The sequence below is a fragment of the Neomesorhizobium albiziae genome (genome assembly GCF_900114255.1).
GTDB classification, from domain to species: Bacteria; Pseudomonadota; Alphaproteobacteria; order Rhizobiales; family Rhizobiaceae; genus Neomesorhizobium; species Neomesorhizobium albiziae.
On the sequence record NZ_FOSL01000002.1, the window covers coordinates 133,320 to 150,702 of the forward strand.

The window sequence follows — 17,383 nt, forward strand, 5'->3', positions numbered from 1 at the left end:
TTTTTCGCAATGCCGACTGCCGGTAGGGAAGGGTCGGAGTCACGAACGTGTCACGTCGGTTGGCGTGTTTCTCAGCCAATCCGTGACGGCGGGCGAAAGTTCGCCTGCGCCCTATTGCGCGGGTCACGGCAGGGAGTGGGAATGGGTAGGGAGGTTCTGGCGCTGGCATGCCCCGATTGGCGCGAGGCATCGCTTGCCATCGATGCGCGGAACGGCGAAATCGCCTATGCCAACTGGCGTGCCCTTGCGCTGCTCGATGCGCGGGCGCCGATCAGCGTCTTCGGCAACCGGCTGATTTTCACTGATCCGCGCCACAACCAGCAGTATTTCACTGGCCTCGAGAAGCTGAGGACATCGCTGTCCGAGGAAGAGGTGTTCATCATCACCGGTCATAAGGAAGCCGACTGGTTCGCGGTCACCATCCATAACCCGCAAGGCCTCTACCGCGAGGTGCTGCACCGCTCGCTGGAAGCGGCTGGCACGTCGCCGGACATCATCTTCGTGGAAATAGGCCGCACGAAGCAGGCGGCGAGTGCCGCGCAGATCGCCGCCTTCTCGGAAGCGCTGAAACTGACACCGGCCGAGGCCGAACTGGTCTTCCTGCTGGCGCAGGGCCAGACGCTCGCCGACATCGCCGAACGGTGCAAGGCAGCACTTTCCACCGTCCGCCAACGGCTGAAGGCGGTGCTGGCGAAATCCGGCTGCCGGCGTCAGGCCGACCTCGTCCGGCAGATCGTCTCGCTCTGCTAAGCATTTTGCAGCCAAATGGAATCATTTGGCGTCCGCATAAATGCGGCAAAACGAATAGTTAGAGCGGTTCCGGTTCTTTCGCTCTAACAGCGCCTGCGACGACCAGAAAACCTCAGTTCGAATAGCGACGGCGAAACGCGGCGGTCGTCCTGTCGGGCACCGGCTCGACATAGCTTTCGGACTTGTGCGCATCGTGGCGTGCGACGGCGCGGCGAACCAGCGGCGCGACGCTGCGGCCGAAACCCGCCAGTTCCTCGGCCGTCTCGAAGCCGTGCAGGTGAAAATCGGAAACGCCGATGTCGACGTAATCCAGGAACGCTAGCGCCACCTGTTCGGCGGTGCCGACGATGGTCGTTGCAGCGGGCTGCGAGGCTGGCGATGGGGCCGTGGCCTGGAGGCGAAACCGTTCGGGATTGGTGCCGCCCATGAAGGGATCGGCAGCGATGAAGCCCGGCCGTCGCTGCCCGTTGCCGGCCGTGCGGTCGAGTTTCGCCCACGCAGCCTCGCGTGTTGCCGCCACCACCGGGCGCAGCGGATAGGAGAAACGGATCGCGTCGGCGCGGCGATGGCAGGCGGCCGCGGCGCGAACCCGCGCGATCGTCTGGCGCGTTTCGTCGACTGTCGCGGCCGGCAGGGCGAAGATATCGGCATGGCGCGCGGCGACCTTGATCGCGGTGCCGGAAAGGCCGGCCAGCGAGAATGGTATGCCGCCGCGCTGGAACGGTTTTGCCGCCGTGAAGGCGCCGGAAACGCTGTAGTGGCTGCCTTCGTGGTCGATGGGCTTTTCGTTGGTCCACAGCCGTTTCAGGAGCACCAGATATTCGTCGACCCGCGCCAGGCCCTCTTCATGGCCCTCGACGCCATCGATCCTTTCCGGCTGGAACTCGACCGCGACCCGGCCACCGCTCAGCTGGTCGAGTGTCGCGAGGTGCTGGGCGGCGACTGTCGGCGCCACCGCGCCGATGCGGTGATGGAGGAAGACGCCGAGGCTCGCGGTGCTGTGAACGATGAAGGACGCCAGCGCTGCGATGTCCTGGCCTGCCGCCAGGCCGCCGACCGCCAGCCTGTCGATGCCGGACGCCTCCGCGAGCTGGGCAAGCCGGCGAAGACCCTCACGGTCTATCGCGGCGTCTGCTTCATTTTTGGAAAGCGAGAGGTTTGCGGTGTGTCCGATGAATTCGATATGCATTGCATTCTCCTCCATTTGGGCTTCGCCCGGTGCGCTGCCGCGCTTGGCACCTCTGTCGCCGGCCCTGCGATACGCAGCGGCCGAAGGCCTCAGTGGCCGATCAGCCCGAACACCAGGGCCGCTGCAAATCCGATCGCCAGCAGGAAAGTCAATCTGCAGGCGGCGTCGTGCAGGGTGGAAACGCGGGAGCGGGCCGCAACCGGACGCCGGGTAGTCGTGTGGGAAAGAAACGCCATAAGCACCTCCGAACTCCCTTTAATCTACCAATTTAATAGACATTGTCGATTTCAAAATTCGCGGCCTCTCCGGTAACCCATTCCTCGGGGAGAGCAATGCACGGAAATGGAATCCGCCCCGGACCGGTTTTCGGCGTGGGGCGGATCGGCAGTTTTAACGGAATCAGCGCTTCAGGTTGACTAGGATGACGCCGCCGAGCGCCAGCACGCCGCCCAATATTCCAACCGCGCCGGGAACCTCGCCAAGCCACAGGAAGCCCATCAGCGTGGCCACCGGCGGCACGCAATACATGAAATTGGAGGCACGCGAGGCAGGCAGGCGCGACAGCACGATGGCCCAGGAACCGTAGGCGACGAGGCTTGGCACGATGCCGAGATAGACTGCGGCAAACAGCGCCTCGCTGTTGGCGGCCGCCAACTGGCTCAACCCGTTGGGCAGCACGGGCGACAGCGCTATCGCACCGATGACCATGTTCCACGCCGAGACCGTGAGCGCCTTGTGACGCTTGAACAGGGGCTTTTGGACCACGGTGCTGAAGCTGTTGCAGAAGGCGGCGCCAAGCACGAGGAGCGCGCCGTAATCCACCTTCAGCCCGCTGCCTTCACCGAGCGCGATCAGCCCGATACCGGCGAAGGAGACCAGGGTTCCAATCCAGGCAAGCAGCGGAAACCGTTCGCCAAGCAGCATCATGGCCAGTGCGGCGGTGATGATGGGATTGACGTTGATGATGAAGGAAGCAGCGCCCGCCGAGACGGTCATTTCGCCGAAATTCAGCAGCACCGTGTAGAAGCCGACAAAGACGATACCGCCAAAGGCAAAGCGCCAGATTTCATGAAGCGCCGGCAAGGCCGGACGCGTGACGGCGAGGAAAAGGGCTGCCGGCGCCGCGGCGATGGCAAAACGCACGGCGCCGAGTTCCGCCGGACCGAATGCGGTCAGTCCCGCCCGGATCGCCGGGAAAGCCGAGGCCCATGCGATGACCGTCACGCCGACGGCAATGGCGGTCGCCATGTCGAACGACCGTGCGTCTGGCGAAACTGCGGCGGCATTTGCGGTCATGGAAATCGTCCTCGAATGTCGATTTCCGGACTAGGCGCTCCGCTGAGCTGTTTGACAATCGATTAATTCGATGCTCAGCTGTGAACATGGATCACACCTCCTCACCAGTCCTGCCGCTCGAAACATTGCGCGCTTTTGAAGCCGCGGCGCGCACCGGAAGCTTCTCGTCCGCGGCCGAAAAGCTGAACGTCACGCATGGTGCGGTCAGCAGGCAGGTCGCCAAGCTGGAAAGCTGGCTGGGACTGCGGCTGTTCGACCGCCGCGCCCGCGGCGTGGCGCTGACCATCGAGGGTCAGCGGCTGTTCCAGCGCACCTCCGAAGCGTTCGCGCTGATCGCCGATACGTCGGACCGCTGGAGCGAACCGCGCGGCGCGGCCGTCGTGCGGGTCAGTTCGATCCCGTCGGTTTCCGGCCTGTGGCTGATCCCCCGTCTGTCGCGCTTCGAGGCAGGGCCGACACCGCTCAGGATCATCCTGCATGTCGACCACCGGCAGACCGATCTCGGCGACGAGGGCATCGATCTGGCCATCCGCTGCGGTCGCGGTGCGATCCCCGGACGCATCTCGCTGAAGATGTTCGAGGAGTGGTGCTTTCCGATCGCCTCGCCGGGACTTGCGGCAAAGATCGGCGACGGCCCGCCGGCTCGGCTGCTCGACCATCCGCTGATCCATGATTCCGACGCGTCCGGATGGCGGGCATGGTTCGCGGCCCACCAGATCGACTACCGGCCGAGGCCGCAGGACCGCCGATTCGAGGATTACAATCTGGTGCTCGACGCGGCCACCCATGGCCTCGGCATCGCACTCGCCCGGCCGCCGCTGGCCGAAGAGCTGCTGATGGCGGGCCGACTGGCCAGCGTCGATGCAAACACTGTGCTCAACCCGGTGTCCTACTGGCTCGACCGCCCGGCGGGCCAGCCGCGCCAGGCGGCAATGGAGCTGGCGCGACGGATCGGCGCCGAGGCGGGCCTCGACCCGCGCAAGCTGGAGAACTTTCTCACCACCGGCTGACAGCCAGCTACTGCGGGTGCCGCACGCGGATCGCGTGCGACGCATCGGGCGGCCGGTCCTTGCCAACCGGCTGCCCAAATTTTTCTAATGGCTCATGCCAACTATCATCGTTTGTCGCGGCCGCCGGGTAGCGATATCAAAATGACGTTCACCTTGCGATTAAGTCTTTGTAATCGCTTCATTCTGAGGATCGTCATGAAGAAATTCCTGCTCCTTGCATCCATCGCGGCCTTGCTTGCGCCGGGCTCGATGCCGTCGGTTCATGCAGCCGCCGCCCTCACCATTCCCGGCGCCTGGGAAGAGCCTATCGAGCCGTTTCGCATCGTCGGCAACATCTATTATGTCGGCACCAGGGGATTGGCCGCGTATCTGATTGCCGACGGCAAGCAGGCGATCCTGCTTGATGGCACCCTGCCGCAAAATGCAACGCTGATCGAAGAAAGCATCGGCAAGCTGGGTTTCAAGCTCGGCGACATCAAAATCATCCTCGCCAGTCATGCGCATCTGGATCACGCCGGAGGCCTGGCGAAACTGAAGCGCGACAGCGGGGCCATCTTCTATGCCAGCGCCGGCGACCGCCCGGCGCTGGAGAGCGGCAGACACGATGGCGAGACGAACTACGCGCAAGGCGTTTTTCCGCCGGTCAAGGTGGATCGCGACCTGAAGGACGGCCAGGCCGTCACGCTGGGCGACATCCAGCTTACAGCGACGCTCACTCCCGGTCACACGAAAGGCTGCACGACCTGGTCGATGTCGGTGACCGAAAACCAGCGCGTGCTGCAGGTCGTCTTTCCCTGCAGCCTTTCGGGCGGCGGCAACATACTCGTCGGAAACAAAGCCTATCCCGGCATCGTCGACGATTACGAGAAGAGTTTCGCCAAGGTGGATGGGATGAAGGCCGATATCGTGCTGACCAGTCACCCCGAGGCGGCAGATATAATCGGCCGTGCGAGTAGGCAACAAGCTGGCGATGACAACGCGTTCGTCGATCCCGATCTGTTGCAGACGATCGTCGCCAAGTCCCGTGCCGATTTCAAAGTCGAACTGGCGAAGCAGCAAAAGAAGAAGAAACGAAACTAGCCGGGGCTGGTCCGGATCTACGCCGCGATCCCCGCCCCTGCCGCCAGCCGCTTGGCAAGGCCGGCGCACTGGACGCGGATGTCGGGTATGGCCTCGATCTCGAAAAAGGCGCCACGCGTCAGCGGCCCGATCGCAAACAGGCGCTCCGACGGCTGGCCGTCGGAGCCGACGATGGCGCATTGAGGCGTAACGTCGAGGCCGATGCGCAGCGGGTCCGGCCTCGCCAGGCCGCGATCGATCAGCGAACGCACGATCGGATTGGACCCTGCGGCAAGATCGGTGGTGATGCCGGTGCAGTCGTAGATACGCGCCACCGAAATCGTCTCGGTCCGCGGCCCGTGGCGGCGGCGGATCGTCGCTTCGAACCCGTCGCCCCGCCGCTTCGCCTCGACCAGCTTGCCGGCGACGAGTTCAAGCTCGCCTTCTGCCACGGCGCGGATAACACGCTCGTGCAGTTCCGGCGGCATGCGGTGGCGGTGGATGTCCCACCAGGCGCGGGTATGGTCGATGAAGCGGCGTCTAGCGCTGTGCGGCCAGCTCTGCCAGATGCGCTGGTTGAATGGCCGGATGCCGTCGACGACATCGCGCCAGTCGCCGCCATTCCTTTCGGTGTCGCGCACCAGCCGGCGAAACCAGCGCACGAAGTAGGAAAGGTCGGTGCCCAGCGGCACATCGGCGGCATCCAGCCGGATCGGCTTGCCGGCCTGGTGGATCGACGGCACGAGGCCGCGCCGCGACAGGGCGACGATCCGGCCGCGGTGCCCGCTGGCGGTCAGCGACAGGAAGGCGTCGACCATGCTAAGGCCGGTGCCGAGGATCAGCACCGTGCTGTCCGGGTCGACCGGCGTATCGTCCGGTGATCCCGGCCGGACGGCGAGCGCCTTCTCCACGGAAGGCTGCTCTTCGTGGCCGACGGCGAGCACGGCAACGTGCCCCACGACACTGGCGCCGTTGGCGAGCTTGACATCGACGCCGGCCGCGGTGGTCGTCACCGAAACGCATTCTTCGGAAAGCAGATGGATGCGGTCCTGCCCGCCGTCGCCGCCGCGCAGGTCGGCAAGCACTGTCGCCAGATATTCGCCATAGAGGCTGCGCGGTACATAAACGCGCGGGTTTTCGGTTGTCGCCAGGCCGCGCCCGATCAGCCAGCGCAGGAAATGCTCGGGATCGTCGGCATAGGCGCTCATGCCGAGCGCGCTGACGTTGAGCAGGTGATCCGGCAGCGCGGTCGAATAGGCGACGCCCTGTCCGAACACCGGCCGCTTCTCGATCAACGTAATGCGAATATCCGCATCCCGGTTGCGCAGCAGATGCGCCGCCAAGAGCACGCCGCTAGCGCCACCGCCGATAACGATGATCGCCAGCCTTGTCGAGGCGCGTTCATTCATCGTCCGCACCGGCCTTGTGGAGTGGAGGAAAGCTGGCGGTCAGATCTGGTACTTTATTCCAGCCAGCATGTCGTCGTTGGCCGCGTCGCGCATCTGCGCAAGGCTGCGGTTGTCGAGCACCTCGGCGATCGCCTGGCGCACTTCCAGCATCATGTGACGGACTTGGCATGTGGCCTCATCGCAATCTTCACATGGTTGATACTGCGTGCGGCTCGCGCAGGGAATAGGGGCGAGCGGTCCGTCGAGGACGCGAACGACGTGGCCGATCTTGATCTCGGCCGGCAAGCGGGCGAGCCGATAGCCCCCGTCCTTGCCCTTCCGGCTCTGGACAAAGCCGGCATTGCGCAATTCGCCGAGAATGGCGTCGAGAAACTTCTTGGGGATATTGTTGGCGACAGCGATGTCGTTGACGAACGCAAGTTGTCCGGCTGGCAATTCCGACAGATGCACGAGGGCCTTGAGCCCGTATTTGCCTTTTTTAGTGAGCATGCTCGAGACAGTTCATGTGACCTGCGACCAAGACGCCTGTGACGACCGTTTGTGCGCAAATGATGGCGGAACGCACGCTCCAGATCGCCATGGTTACCGAAAATTTGCTCCAGCGACATGGTATTAATGACCAAACTCGTTGATTTTTCGTCACTTTTTCGGCGCGAACGCGGCCAGAACCCGTTCCGCGTCAGCCTAATGGACGATAACAGCGCTGGCTTGGCATAAAATTCCGGCCTTGACCCCTAAAAGGCGGTCAGCTTTTTACCCAAACGACAATCAGGAGCAAACGGCGGGATGTCAGGCGCCGGACGCCGACTTCGAGAAGATGCGGGCGCGGCGTATCTGCACGAAACCGCGGTCGTTCGACCCGACCTCGGTCTCCGGCGGCACATCGAGTTCAAGCGCGTGCTCGCTCTCGGTCAGGGCAAGGATGCGCCGTGCATCCGGCCGGTCGATGACGCGAAGCACCCTGGCGGCAATGCCGCTGCCGGTGTTGCTCCATTCGAGGTCGCCGGGACGCAGGTAGACTTCCGCCGGGCCGTCGGCAAGATCGGGCGCCGCAAGCTGCGTGCCGCCGAGATCGGCCTTGCCGGACAGAACCTCAGCCGGCAAACGATTGGCGTCGCCGAGGAAGGAAACGACAAACGCCGAGTTCGGCGCGCGGCATACCTCCTGCGGTGTGCCCTGCTGGACGATCCTGCCCTCGTTTAGGATCACCACGCGGTCGGCGAGGTCGAGCGCCTCTTCCTGGTCGTGGGTGACGAACAACGTGGTGATGCCGAGCTCATCATGGATTTCGCGCAGCCAGCGGCGAAGATCGCGCCGCACGCTGGCATCCAGCGCGCCGAACGGCTCGTCGAGCAGCAGCACCTTGGGATCGACGGCGAGTGCGCGCGCCAGCGCCACGCGCTGCCGCTGGCCGCCTGAAATCTGCGACGGAAAGCGTTCGCCGAGCCCCTCCAGCCGGACCAGCCGCAGCAACTCGCCGACGCGGGTCGAGATTTCAGCCTTTTCCCGCTTCACCTTAGAGACCTTCATGCCGAAGGCGATGTTCTCAGCAACCGTCATATGCGGAAACAGCGCGTAATGCTGGAACACGAACCCGACGCCACGGTCGCGCACCGGAATGTCGGTGGCGTCCTCGTCACCGAAATAGATGTGGCCGCCATCGGCATATTCGAGGCCGGCGACCATGCGCAGGATGGTCGTCTTGCCCGAGCCGGACGGCCCGAGCAGCGCCAGGAGCTCACCGCTTTCGATGTCGAGCGAAACGCCGTGCACGGCGCGGAACGTGTCGAACGTCTTGACCACATTGTCGAGGCGGATTTTCACTTCAGCGTCTCCGCTTTCAAGGTTTGGGGTGCGGCGAGCGTCGGCCGCCCTGCCCGTCCGGCGCCCTGGCGCTCCAGCAGCACCTTGGCGAACAGGGTGACGACGGCGAGCAATGCGAGGATCGAGGCAGCCGCGAAAGCGCCCGCCGTCTGGTAGTCGTGGTAGAGCAGTTCGACATGCAGCGGCAGCGTGTTGGTCTGGCCGCGAATATTGCCCGACACCACCGACACTGCGCCGAACTCGCCCATGACGCGGGCGTTGCACAGCACCACGCCGTAAAGCAGCGCCCAGCGCACATTGGGCAGCGTCACCGAGAAGAAGGTGCGCCAGCCGCTGGCGCCGAGCGAGGTCGCCGCTTCCTCGAGATCGCGCCCCTGCGCCTGCATCAGCGGGATGAGTTCGCGCGCCACGAAGGGAGCGGTGACGAACATCGAGGCAAGCACGATGCCCGGCAGCGCAAACAGGATTTTCACGTCGGCGGCTTCCAGCGCCGGGCCGAACAGCCCCTGCAGGCCGTAGACGAAGAGATAGGCGACGCCGGCGACGATCGGCGAGATCGAAAACGGTATCTCGATGACGATCAGCAGGAAACGCTTGCCTCGGAAATCGAACTTGGTGATCGCCCAGGCGGCGGCGACGCCGAACACCGTGTTGACCGGCACCGCGATCAGCGCGGTGACGACGGTCAGCATGATCGCATGGCGCGTGTCCGGGTCGGCGATGGTGGCGAGGAAGACGCCGATGCCGGCCGAGAACGCTTGCACCGCGATGACCAGAAGCGGCGCCACCACAACCAATGCGGTCAGCGTCAGCACCACCGCGAGCAAGCAGCGGCGAAAGGCCGGATGGTCGCCGACGCGCGGCGGCTTTTTCTTCTGGGCCATCAGTTCCTCGCCGTGTAGCGCAGTGCGCGCGCCTGCAGGAGATTGGTGACGGCCAGCATCATGAAGGCGGCGATCAACAGCACCGAGGCGATCGCGGCGGCGGCCTGGTAGTCGTATTCCTCCAACCTGATGAAGGCGAGCAGCGCGGTGATCTCGGTCGACATCGGCTGGTTGCCGGCGATGAAGATGATGGCGCCGAACTCACCCAGGCTGCGGGCGAAGGAGAGCGACAGGCCGGCCAGAAGGGCCGGCGCCAGCAGCGGCAGGATGACCCGCATGAAGATCGAGCCGTCGCTGCCGCCGAGCGATTGCGCCGCTTCTTCCAGGGCGGGGTCGAGGTCCTCCAGCACCGGCTGCACGGTGCGCACGATGAAAGGCAGGCTGGTGAAGCTCATGGCGATCATGATGCCGAGCGGCGTGTAGGCGACCTTGATGCCGGCAAGGCCCGCCACCGAGCCGAACCAGCCGTTCGGCGCGAACAACGCGGTGAGCGCGATGCCGGCCACCGCGGTCGGCAGCGCAAAAGGCAGGTCGACCAGTGCGTCGATGAAGCGCCGTCCCGGGAAACGATAGCGCACCAGCACCCAGGCCAGCGCCATGCCGAAAACCAGGTTGAAGGCGGTGGCGGCAAGGGCGGAAAGCACGGTGACGCGGTAGCTCGCCACCGCACGGTCGGAGGAGACGATGCGCCAGTAATCCTCGGGGCCGAGGCTGGCCGCCTTGAACACCAGTGCGCCGAGCGGCAGCACGACGATGATGGCGACGTAGACGAGGGTGATGCCAAGCGCCAGCGGCAGCCCGGGCAGGACGCGGCGGCGGGTCATGACGAACGGTCTACGCGGTTGAGGGCTCCCAAACAGCGAAGCGCTCTACGTTGCCCCCCTCTGTCCTGCCGGACATCTCCCCCACAAGGGGGGAGATCAGCCTTCATCGAGGCTTTCGAAAATTGTCGGCGTCTCAGAACGGACGACAAGATAGATGACAGCCAATCTCCCCCCTTGTGGGGGAGATGTCCGGCAGGACAGAGGGGGGCAGCATGGAGCACCACGGTTGGTTATACCTGCAATATCAAAACGAAAACCGGCGGGCTCATGCCCGCCGGCCATCAAGCCGAAACGAAGCGTCAGGTCAACGCGAACCGTAGATCTGGTCGAGCAGCCCGCCCGAGGCGAAATGTTCCGCCTGCACCTTGGGCCAGCCACCGAAGACGTCCTCGACGGTCACCAGGCGGACCTCCGGAAATTTGTCCTTGAAGGTTTCCGCCACCTGTTCGTCGCGCACGCGGTTGCCGTGCTCGGCCGCGATCTTCTGGCCTTCCGGCGTATAAAGGAAGTCGAGATAGTTCTTGGCGAGATCGCGAGACTGGTGCTTGTCGACCACCTTGTCGACGATGGCGACCGGAAATTCCGCCAGCAGGCTGACCGACGGCGTCACCGCCTCGAACTTGTCCTCGCCGAACTCCTTGCGGATGCCGGTCGTCTCGGACTCGAAGGTGATCAGCACATCGCCGATCTCGCGCTCGACGAAGGTCGTCGTGGAGGCGCGGCCGCCGGTGTCGAACACCGGAACATTGTCGAAGAGCTTGGTGACGAACTCCTTCACCTTCGCCTCATCGCCCTTGAAGGCCTCCTTGGCGTAGGCGGTGGCGGCCAGATAGGTGTAGCGGGCGTTGCCCGAGGTCTTCGGGTTGGGGAAGATCACCTTGACATCGTCGCGGACCAGATCGCCCCAGTCCTTGATGCCCTTCGGATTGCCGGCGCGAACCAGGAAGGACGGCAGCGAATAGAAGGGAGATGACTTGCTGGCGAATTCACCCTGCCAGTCATCCGAAACGAAACCGTTCTTCACCAGGAAGTCGATGTCGGTGATCTGGTTGAAGGTCACCACGTCGGCTTCGAGGCCTTCGACGATGGCGCGCGCCTGCTTGGACGTGCCGGCATGCGACTGGTCGATGGTGACGCCCGGATGGGCTGCGATGTAGGCCTTGTTGACGTCGGCGAACAGTTCACGCGCCACGTCGTAGGACGCATTGAGTAGCTTGTCGGCCGACCACGCGGAGACCGGCGCTGCCAGCAATCCGACGAGCGCTGCGCCGGCGATAAGGAGACGTTTCATCTTGAGAAAACCCCGCAATTGAAATTCTGCGGCGAAGCTAGTCTGGCGGACGGTGAAACGACGAGGCATGCGGCTGCCTCGTTTTGAAACTATCTAGAATATTTTCTTATCAATTATTGCCAATTCGGAAAACGAATCCGAGCCGACGATGGAGCGACAATATCTTTCTAAGCCGCGCGCCTTCCCGGCCGCAAAAGGGGCCGGGAAGGCGCCGTTTCAGGCCACGGCTGCCTTCTCGGCGCGCAGCAGCATGCCGAAAAGGTCGCGCGGCTCGTCGGGATCGGCCAGAAGGTCGAGCTCGCCGTAGAGCCCCGTGCGCTGGAGCTGGTCGCGCACGTAGCGCAGCGCCGAAAAGTCCTCGATGGCGAAGCCGACCGAATCGAACAAGGTGATCTGCCTGGTGTTGGTGCGGCCCGCCGTCTTGCCGGTCATCACCTGCCACAGTTCGATGATCGGGTGGTCGGCGTCGAGCTGCTGGCTTTCGCCCTCGATGCGCGTCTGCGGCGGATATTCGACGAAGATGCTGGAGCGCAGCAAGATGTCGCGATGCAGCTCGGTCTTGCCAGGGCAGTCGCCGCCAACCGCGTTGATGTGCACGCCCCAACCCACCATGTTGTCGGTGAGGATCGTCGCGGAGCGCTTGTCGGCCGTGACCGTGGTGATGATTTCGGCGCCCTCCACGGCTTCCTGCGCGCTGGCGCAGATCTTGATGTCGAAGCCGAAGCCGGCGAGGTTTTTCGCGCATCGGTGCGAAGCCTCCGCGTCGATGTCGTAAAGGCGCAGCCTGTCGACGCCGAGCAACGCCTTGAAGGCGATCGCCTGGAATTCCGACTGGGCGCCATTGCCGATGATGGCCATGCAGCGGGCATCCTTCGGCGCCAGATATTTCGCGGCGACGGCGGAAGTCGCGGCGGTGCGCAGCGCCGTCAGGATGGTCATTTCCGAAAGCAGCATGGGGTAGCCGCTGCCGACATCGGCGAGCACACCGAAAGCGGTCACGGTCTGGAGACCTTCACGGGTGTTCTTCGGGTGGCCGTTGACATATTTGAAGCCGTAGAGCTGGCCGTCGCTGGTCGGCATCAGCTCGATCACGCCGTCCATGCTGTGGGAGGCGATGCGCGGCGTCTTGTCGAACAGCTCCCAGCGGCGGAAATCCTCCTCGATATAATCAGCGAGATCGACCAGAAACTGGTCGACGCCGATCGCCAGCACCAGCTTCATCATATGGTCGACGCTGACGAAAGGAACGATGTTGAGGTTTGCCGTCATGGTCAGTAGCTCCGTGTCGGGCGGTCCATGATCCGCCGGCCCATCAGGCTTGCGGTCAGGTCGACCATGAGGGTAGCGGTGCGGCCACGCTCGTCGAGGAAGGGGTTGAGCTCGACCAGGTCGAGGCTGGTGACGAGGCCGCTGTCGTGCAGCATCTCCATGACCAGATGCGCCTCGCGGAAGGTAGCGCCGCCCGGAACCGTGGTGCCGACCGCAGGCGCGATGGAAGGATCGAGGAAATCGACATCGAGGCTGACATGCAGCATGCCGTTCTCCGCGCCGACGCGCTCGAGGAATGCGCGCAGCAGGGGCGCAATACCGTGTTCGTCGATCATGCGCATGTCGTGCACGGTGACGCCCGCCTTGCCCAATGCGAGCCTTTCGGCCTGGTCGACGCTGCGGATGCCGAGCGCGCAGATGCGCTTGGGATCGACCTGCGCCTTCAGGCTGGGGAAGTAACCCTCGAAGCCTGCCTGCCCGCTGGCATAGGCCAGCGGCACGCCATGCAGATTGCCGCTGGCGGTGGTGTCGAGCGTGTGGAAATCGGGATGCGCATCAAGCCATAGCACGAAAAGCGGCCTGCCCAGATCGGCCGCCCGGCGCGCGATGCCGGCCAGCGTTCCGGCCGAAATGCTGTGATCGCCGCCGAGGAAGATCGGCATGGCGTCGGCGCTCGCCGAATAGGCTGCTTCGGTGAGCGCCTCCGTCCATGCGGTGATCTCCGGCAGCGCCTTCAGCGCGGCATTGCCATGCGTGACAGTGCGGAATGCGGCGGGGGTGACAGTGCCGAGGTCGGTCAACGTGTGCCCGAGTTCGGTCAGCGCCGACGCCAATCCCGCCGTGCGCAGTGCGCTCGGCCCCATGTCACAACCCATCCTGCCGGAGCCAGCCTGAATCGGCGCTCCCAATATCGTGCAATGCATAGCCACATCCCGCTTGAGAATTGAAGCGGCATTCGACCCTGAATCGCTGGCGGAATGAACATATCAAATTGGCAAATCTATCGAAATGGCTTATCAATACGGCGGTATGGTTTTCCATTATGAGAGATCATGGACGCCCTCGACGAACAGTTGATCACCCTTCTGCGCCATGACGCGCGGCGCAGCATCTCCGATCTCGCCATCGACGTGGGTGTGTCGCGGGCCACCGTCCGAGCCCGCGTGGAGCGCCTGGAAAAGACCGGCGTGATCATCGGCTACACGGTGATCCTGCGCACCGACGCCGTCGACCAGAGCGTGCGTGGCATCATGATGGTGGAGATCGAAGGCCATGCGGCAGACCGTGTGATCCGCGCGCTCGGCGGATTTTCGGAGGTGTCGACGATCCACACCACCAACGGCCGCTGGGACCTGGTGATCGAACTCAGCACGCAGACACTGAGCGAGTTCGACGCGGTTCTGCGGCGTGTCCGGCTGATCCCCGGCATCACCGGCAGCGAAACCAGCCTGCTTCTGGCGACGCCGCGCAGCACCAGGGCGCGGCTTTGAACAGAGAACGCGGCGATTAGAGCATTTTGCGGGCAGGTGGAATCAAACCTGAATGCATTCCGCTCGAGGGGGTGCTGAGGTTCAGGTCAGGCCGAGGCGAAAATGGTGGATTTCGAGAACCGGAGCGCAGCGTACATTTGGGTACGTGAGCACCGGAAGCGCAGAAAGCCGCCATTTGCAGACCGGCATCACCTGAATATCAATAGCCCTAAGCGGGGTAGTCGACCCTGACGAGATAAAGCCCGTCCGGCGGCGCGACCTGTCCGCAAGCCGCGCGGTCGCGAGCCTCAAGCGCCTCTTTCAAGTCGGCGGCGGTCCAGCCGCCCTCGCCGACGCGCTTCAGCGAACCGACCATCGAGCGCACCTGATTGTGCAGGAAGGAACGCGCCGAGGCGCGTATCTCGACCGCATCGCCCGAGCGCATGACGTCGAGCCGCTCCAGCGTTCGCACCGGGCTTTGCGCCTGGCACTGGGTCGACCGGAACGTGGTGAAATCGTGCCTGCCGATCAGAATTTTCGCCGCCTCGTGCATGGCTTCTGCATCGAGCCGCTTCGGCACCCACCAGGCCTTCTTCCGTTCCAGCGTCAACGGCGCCCGCCGGTTGACGATGCGGTAGAGGTAATGGCGGGCGGTCGCTGAAAAGCGCGCGTCAAAATCGTCTGATGCAAAGGAAACAGCGGTTATCGCCACCGTCTCCTTCGCCACCTGCAGATGCGCGTTGACGGCATCGCGCACCTTGTCGACCGGCCAGTTCCTGTCGAGATCGACATGGCCGACCTGGCCGGTCGCATGCACGCCGGCGTCGGTACGCCCGGCGCCGCGCAAGGTGATATCCTCGCCGCAGAAAGCCTTGAAGGCCTGCTCGAGCGCCGCCTGCACCGAATGATTGCCGGCCTGCCGCTGCCAGCCGGCATAGGCGCTGCCGTCATATTCGATGTCCAGGCGATAGCGCGGCATGCGGCGTCGCTGATCGAGCGGCTAGGCAGCGAGCGCGGAACTGAACGCCGAGGCGTAATCCAGCCTGCCGGCTGCCGGCGCCTCGCCCCAGGCCAGCGCCTGCAGCGCCACGCCCTGGTAGGCGCTTTCGAACCCTGCCGCGCGTTCGTGGGTGTAGCCGAAACGTCCATAATAGGCGGGATCGCCCAGCACCACCGACAGCGTCTCGCCGGCATCCTTCAGCCTGAGATGCGCTTCGCGGATCAGCGCGCCGCCGATACCGGTGCCGTGGAACGACGGCTCTACAGCCAGCGGCGCCAGCGCGACGGCGGCAAATTTCTTACGGCCCTCGGTGACGTAAAGGCGCGAAAACAGGATGTGGCCGACAACCTGGCCTTCTTCCTCGGCCACCAGCTCGACGATCGCATCGCCGTCCGTGATCAGGGCGTCGACCAGCCCGGCTTCCGACTCTTGCCCGAATGCATGTTCCTCGACGAGGCGGATCGCCTCGCGGTCCCTGGGCGTCGCCGCCCTTATCGACATCATGCTCATGACAGTCTCATTCCTTTTTCCAGTTTCGTACCGCGCAGGAACTCCTGTGCGCTAGCGGGCCTGCCGCCCGCCCGTTGAACTTCGACCAGCCTGACCGCGCCATTTCCACAGGCGACCGTCAGTTGGCCATCGATAATCTCCCCGGGATTTCCGTTCCCATCGGCCAGCGTTGAACGCAGGAGCTTCAGGCGCTCCGTCTTGCCGCCGGCCTCTATTTCAGACCACGCGCCCGGAAAGGGCGACAGTCCGCGAACATGGTTATGCACATCCTTTGCAGGAAGGCTCCAGTCGATCCGCGTCTCTGTTTTGTCGATCTTCTTGGCATAGGTAAGGCCGACAGGGGCCTGCGGCACCAGCGTCATCTCGCCGCGCTCCAGTTCTGCCAGAGCCTCGACCATCAAACCGGCGCCCGTGTCCATCAGGGCGTCATGCAGTTCGCCGGCCGTCATGTCGGGTTCGATCGCCACGCGGCGGGTCATCGCCACCGGGCCGGTGTCCAGCCCTTCCTCCATCTTCATGACCATCATGCCGGTCTCGGCATCGCCCGCCATGATGGCGCGCTGGATGGGAGCCGCCCCCCGCCAGCGCGGTAGCAGCGAGGCATGGCCATTGTAGCAGCCGAGCCTGGCGCCTTCGAGAATGGCTCTGGGCAGGAGCAGCCCATAGGCGACCACGACGGCGACGTCGGCATCCAGGTCACGGAAAGCCACCTGCTCCGCCTCGCCCTTCAGCGATACGGGTACGCGCACCTCGACGCCGAGCCTTTCGGCCTCGCGCTGCACCGGCGACGGCGTCAGTTCCAAGCCGCGCCGGCCGGCCGGCCGCGGCGGCTGCGTGTAGACGGCGGCGATTTCATGCCCGGCCTCGGCGATGGCGCGAAGCGTCGGCACCGAAAAGTCCGGCGTTCCCATGAAGATGACGCGTAGGGGCATTGTCTTCCCGATTTCAGCTGGCTTCGGCGCGATGCGCCGTTTACGCCACCGGTTCAAACGGGTTTACGAGCTTCAGGTCAAGCCCGCCGGGCTTTACCCCACCATGCGGGTCGGCGGCTTGTCCTTGGCGAGCTTCTTGAATTTCTTCATCACCATGTCGCGCTTCAGCTTCGAGATATGGTCGATGAACAGCACGCCGTTCAAATGGTCGATCTCGTGCTGCAGGCAGGTCGCCATCAAGCCGTCCGCCGCGATCTCCTGCGCCTTGCCGTCGCGGTCGAGATATCTCACCCTGACCGACGCAGGGCGCTCGACTTCCGCATAATAGTCGGGAATGGACAGGCAGCCCTCCTCGTAGACCGAACGTTCGTCCGAGCTTTCGAGGATTTCCGGATTGATGAAGACATGCGGCGCCGGTTCTTCGCCCTCCTTGGCGAGGTCGATCACCAGCATGCGCAGCGGCTCACCAACCTGGATCGCTGCAAGGCCGATGCCCGGCGCATCGTACATCGTGTCCAGCATGTCGCCGGCAAATTTGCGCAGTTGGTCGTCGACCCGCTCCACCGGCTTGGAAACCTGGCGCAGGATCGGATCGGGAAGAATGATGAGCGGCTTGATCGACATGACGCTCACCTAAGATTTCCTGACAAAAGCGTCAACCGGCCCG

Annotated in this window: 19 protein-coding genes; 4 read left to right on the forward strand and 15 right to left on the reverse strand. The window is 64.1% G+C overall.

The annotated features are described in order from the left end of the window. Positions 1-141: 141 nt before the first annotated feature. Entirely contained in the window at positions 142-750 is a 609-nt protein-coding gene (locus F3H98_RS04195) for a helix-turn-helix transcriptional regulator (protein WP_188130321.1), read from the forward strand. 112 nt (positions 751-862) lie between these two features. Here F3H98_RS04195 and F3H98_RS04200 read toward each other — a convergent pair whose 3' ends face one another. The 3 genes from F3H98_RS04200 to F3H98_RS04205 form a co-directional block, all read right to left on the reverse strand. Then, positions 863-1,939, reverse strand: coding sequence for an LLM class flavin-dependent oxidoreductase (locus F3H98_RS04200; protein WP_188130322.1), 1,077 nt, complete (start codon positions 1,937-1,939; stop codon positions 863-865). An 89-nt stretch (positions 1,940-2,028) separates the two neighbouring features. Next, positions 2,029-2,175, reverse strand: a complete 147-nt coding sequence (locus F3H98_RS30965) for a hypothetical protein (RefSeq protein ID WP_188130323.1) — start codon at positions 2,173-2,175, stop codon at positions 2,029-2,031. Between the two features lie 163 nt (positions 2,176-2,338). Further along, positions 2,339-3,235 carry a DMT family transporter gene (locus F3H98_RS04205; RefSeq protein ID WP_149758647.1) on the reverse strand — a complete coding sequence of 299 codons (897 nt, stop codon included), beginning with the start codon at positions 3,233-3,235 and terminating at the stop codon, positions 2,339-2,341. A gap of 86 nt (positions 3,236-3,321) precedes the next feature. On the opposite strand from F3H98_RS04205, the gene F3H98_RS04210 reads away from it, so the two are divergent. Then, positions 3,322-4,245 (forward strand): LysR substrate-binding domain-containing protein, encoded by a 924-nt coding sequence (locus F3H98_RS04210; protein ID WP_149758650.1) that lies wholly within the window; start codon positions 3,322-3,324, stop codon positions 4,243-4,245. Between the two features lie 195 nt (positions 4,246-4,440). After that, positions 4,441-5,325, forward strand: coding sequence for a subclass B3 metallo-beta-lactamase (gene bla / locus F3H98_RS04215; RefSeq protein ID WP_244621608.1), 885 nt, complete (start codon positions 4,441-4,443; stop codon positions 5,323-5,325). Positions 5,326-5,342: 17 nt separating this feature from the next. Here the strand turns inward: bla and F3H98_RS04220 are convergent, their stop codons facing one another. From F3H98_RS04220 to rocF, 8 genes are all read right to left on the reverse strand, one after another. Next, complete coding sequence (locus F3H98_RS04220) at positions 5,343-6,713, reverse strand: FAD/NAD(P)-binding protein (protein ID WP_149758652.1); 1,371 nt, start codon at positions 6,711-6,713, stop codon at positions 5,343-5,345. A 39-nt stretch (positions 6,714-6,752) separates the two neighbouring features. After that, positions 6,753-7,202: an RrF2 family transcriptional regulator gene (locus F3H98_RS04225; RefSeq protein ID WP_149758654.1), complete on the reverse strand. Its 450-nt coding sequence runs from the start codon at positions 7,200-7,202 to the stop codon at positions 6,753-6,755. Between the two features lie 300 nt (positions 7,203-7,502). Then, complete coding sequence (locus tag F3H98_RS04230) at positions 7,503-8,537, reverse strand: sulfate/molybdate ABC transporter ATP-binding protein (protein WP_149758656.1); 1,035 nt, start codon at positions 8,535-8,537, stop codon at positions 7,503-7,505. Further along, positions 8,534-9,421 (reverse strand): sulfate ABC transporter permease subunit CysW, encoded by an 888-nt coding sequence (gene cysW, locus F3H98_RS04235; RefSeq protein WP_149758658.1) that lies wholly within the window; start codon positions 9,419-9,421, stop codon positions 8,534-8,536. The genes F3H98_RS04230 and cysW overlap by 4 nt, the downstream gene beginning before the upstream one ends. After that, positions 9,421-10,245, reverse strand: coding sequence for a sulfate ABC transporter permease subunit CysT (gene cysT, locus F3H98_RS04240; RefSeq protein ID WP_149758660.1), 825 nt, complete (start codon positions 10,243-10,245; stop codon positions 9,421-9,423). The genes cysW and cysT overlap by 1 nt, the downstream gene beginning before the upstream one ends. 304 nt (positions 10,246-10,549) lie before the next feature. Continuing rightward, positions 10,550-11,536 (reverse strand): sulfate ABC transporter substrate-binding protein, encoded by a 987-nt coding sequence (locus F3H98_RS04245; RefSeq protein ID WP_149758662.1) that lies wholly within the window; start codon positions 11,534-11,536, stop codon positions 10,550-10,552. A 216-nt stretch (positions 11,537-11,752) separates the two neighbouring features. Then, complete coding sequence (locus F3H98_RS04250; RefSeq protein ID WP_149758664.1) at positions 11,753-12,805, reverse strand: ornithine cyclodeaminase; 1,053 nt, start codon at positions 12,803-12,805, stop codon at positions 11,753-11,755. A gap of 2 nt (positions 12,806-12,807) precedes the next feature. Then, on the reverse strand, positions 12,808-13,728 hold the full coding sequence (rocF, locus tag F3H98_RS04255) for an arginase (protein WP_149758666.1): 921 nt from the start codon (positions 13,726-13,728) through the stop codon (positions 12,808-12,810). Positions 13,729-13,857: 129 nt separating this feature from the next. On the opposite strand from rocF, the gene F3H98_RS04260 reads away from it, so the two are divergent. Next, positions 13,858-14,295, forward strand: coding sequence for an Lrp/AsnC family transcriptional regulator (locus tag F3H98_RS04260; protein ID WP_149758668.1), 438 nt, complete (start codon positions 13,858-13,860; stop codon positions 14,293-14,295). 208 nt (positions 14,296-14,503) lie between these two features. Here the strand turns inward: F3H98_RS04260 and truA are convergent, their stop codons facing one another. The 4 genes from truA to def form a co-directional block, all read right to left on the reverse strand. Continuing rightward, positions 14,504-15,253 (reverse strand): tRNA pseudouridine(38-40) synthase TruA, encoded by a 750-nt coding sequence (gene truA, locus F3H98_RS04265; protein WP_149758670.1) that lies wholly within the window; start codon positions 15,251-15,253, stop codon positions 14,504-14,506. A 21-nt stretch (positions 15,254-15,274) separates the two neighbouring features. Then, a complete protein-coding gene (locus tag F3H98_RS04270) occupies positions 15,275-15,784 on the reverse strand; it encodes a GNAT family N-acetyltransferase (RefSeq protein ID WP_149758672.1) in 510 nt (169 codons plus the stop codon). Continuing rightward, complete coding sequence (gene fmt, locus F3H98_RS04275; protein ID WP_149758674.1) at positions 15,781-16,716, reverse strand: methionyl-tRNA formyltransferase; 936 nt, start codon at positions 16,714-16,716, stop codon at positions 15,781-15,783. The genes F3H98_RS04270 and fmt overlap by 4 nt, the downstream gene beginning before the upstream one ends. 93 nt (positions 16,717-16,809) lie before the next feature. After that, a complete protein-coding gene (gene def, locus F3H98_RS04280; RefSeq protein WP_149759287.1) occupies positions 16,810-17,340 on the reverse strand; it encodes a peptide deformylase in 531 nt (176 codons plus the stop codon). Between the last annotated feature and the right edge of the window lie 43 nt (positions 17,341-17,383).

Excerpts from the sequence above, each read along its gene's own strand:
- rocF (WP_149758666.1), bottom strand. The coding sequence starts at position 13,728 with ATGCATTGCACGATATTGGGAGCGCCGATTCAGGCTGGCTCCGGCAGG.
- F3H98_RS04200 (WP_188130322.1), bottom strand. The coding sequence starts at position 1,939 with ATGCATATCGAATTCATCGGACACACCGCAAACCTCTCGCTTTCCAAA.
- cysT (WP_149758660.1), bottom strand. The coding sequence starts at position 10,245 with ATGACCCGCCGCCGCGTCCTGCCCGGGCTGCCGCTGGCGCTTGGCATC.
- def (WP_149759287.1), bottom strand. The coding sequence starts at position 17,340 with ATGTCGATCAAGCCGCTCATCATTCTTCCCGATCCGATCCTGCGCCAG.
- F3H98_RS04270 (WP_149758672.1), bottom strand. The coding sequence starts at position 15,784 with ATGAGCATGATGTCGATAAGGGCGGCGACGCCCAGGGACCGCGAGGCG.
- bla (WP_244621608.1), top strand. The coding sequence starts at position 4,441 with ATGAAGAAATTCCTGCTCCTTGCATCCATCGCGGCCTTGCTTGCGCCG.
- F3H98_RS04260 (WP_149758668.1), top strand. The coding sequence starts at position 13,858 with ATGGACGCCCTCGACGAACAGTTGATCACCCTTCTGCGCCATGACGCG.
- F3H98_RS04195 (WP_188130321.1), top strand. The coding sequence starts at position 142 with ATGGGTAGGGAGGTTCTGGCGCTGGCATGCCCCGATTGGCGCGAGGCA.
- F3H98_RS04250 (WP_149758664.1), bottom strand. The coding sequence starts at position 12,805 with ATGACGGCAAACCTCAACATCGTTCCTTTCGTCAGCGTCGACCATATG.
- F3H98_RS04225 (WP_149758654.1), bottom strand. The coding sequence starts at position 7,202 with ATGCTCACTAAAAAAGGCAAATACGGGCTCAAGGCCCTCGTGCATCTG.
- F3H98_RS04245 (WP_149758662.1), bottom strand. The coding sequence starts at position 11,536 with ATGAAACGTCTCCTTATCGCCGGCGCAGCGCTCGTCGGATTGCTGGCA.
- truA (WP_149758670.1), bottom strand. The coding sequence starts at position 15,253 with ATGCCGCGCTATCGCCTGGACATCGAATATGACGGCAGCGCCTATGCC.
- F3H98_RS04210 (WP_149758650.1), top strand. The coding sequence starts at position 3,322 with ATGGATCACACCTCCTCACCAGTCCTGCCGCTCGAAACATTGCGCGCT.
- F3H98_RS04205 (WP_149758647.1), bottom strand. The coding sequence starts at position 3,235 with ATGACCGCAAATGCCGCCGCAGTTTCGCCAGACGCACGGTCGTTCGAC.
- F3H98_RS30965 (WP_188130323.1), bottom strand. The coding sequence starts at position 2,175 with ATGGCGTTTCTTTCCCACACGACTACCCGGCGTCCGGTTGCGGCCCGC.
- cysW (WP_149758658.1), bottom strand. The coding sequence starts at position 9,421 with ATGGCCCAGAAGAAAAAGCCGCCGCGCGTCGGCGACCATCCGGCCTTT.
- F3H98_RS04220 (WP_149758652.1), bottom strand. The coding sequence starts at position 6,713 with ATGAATGAACGCGCCTCGACAAGGCTGGCGATCATCGTTATCGGCGGT.
- fmt (WP_149758674.1), bottom strand. The coding sequence starts at position 16,716 with ATGCCCCTACGCGTCATCTTCATGGGAACGCCGGACTTTTCGGTGCCG.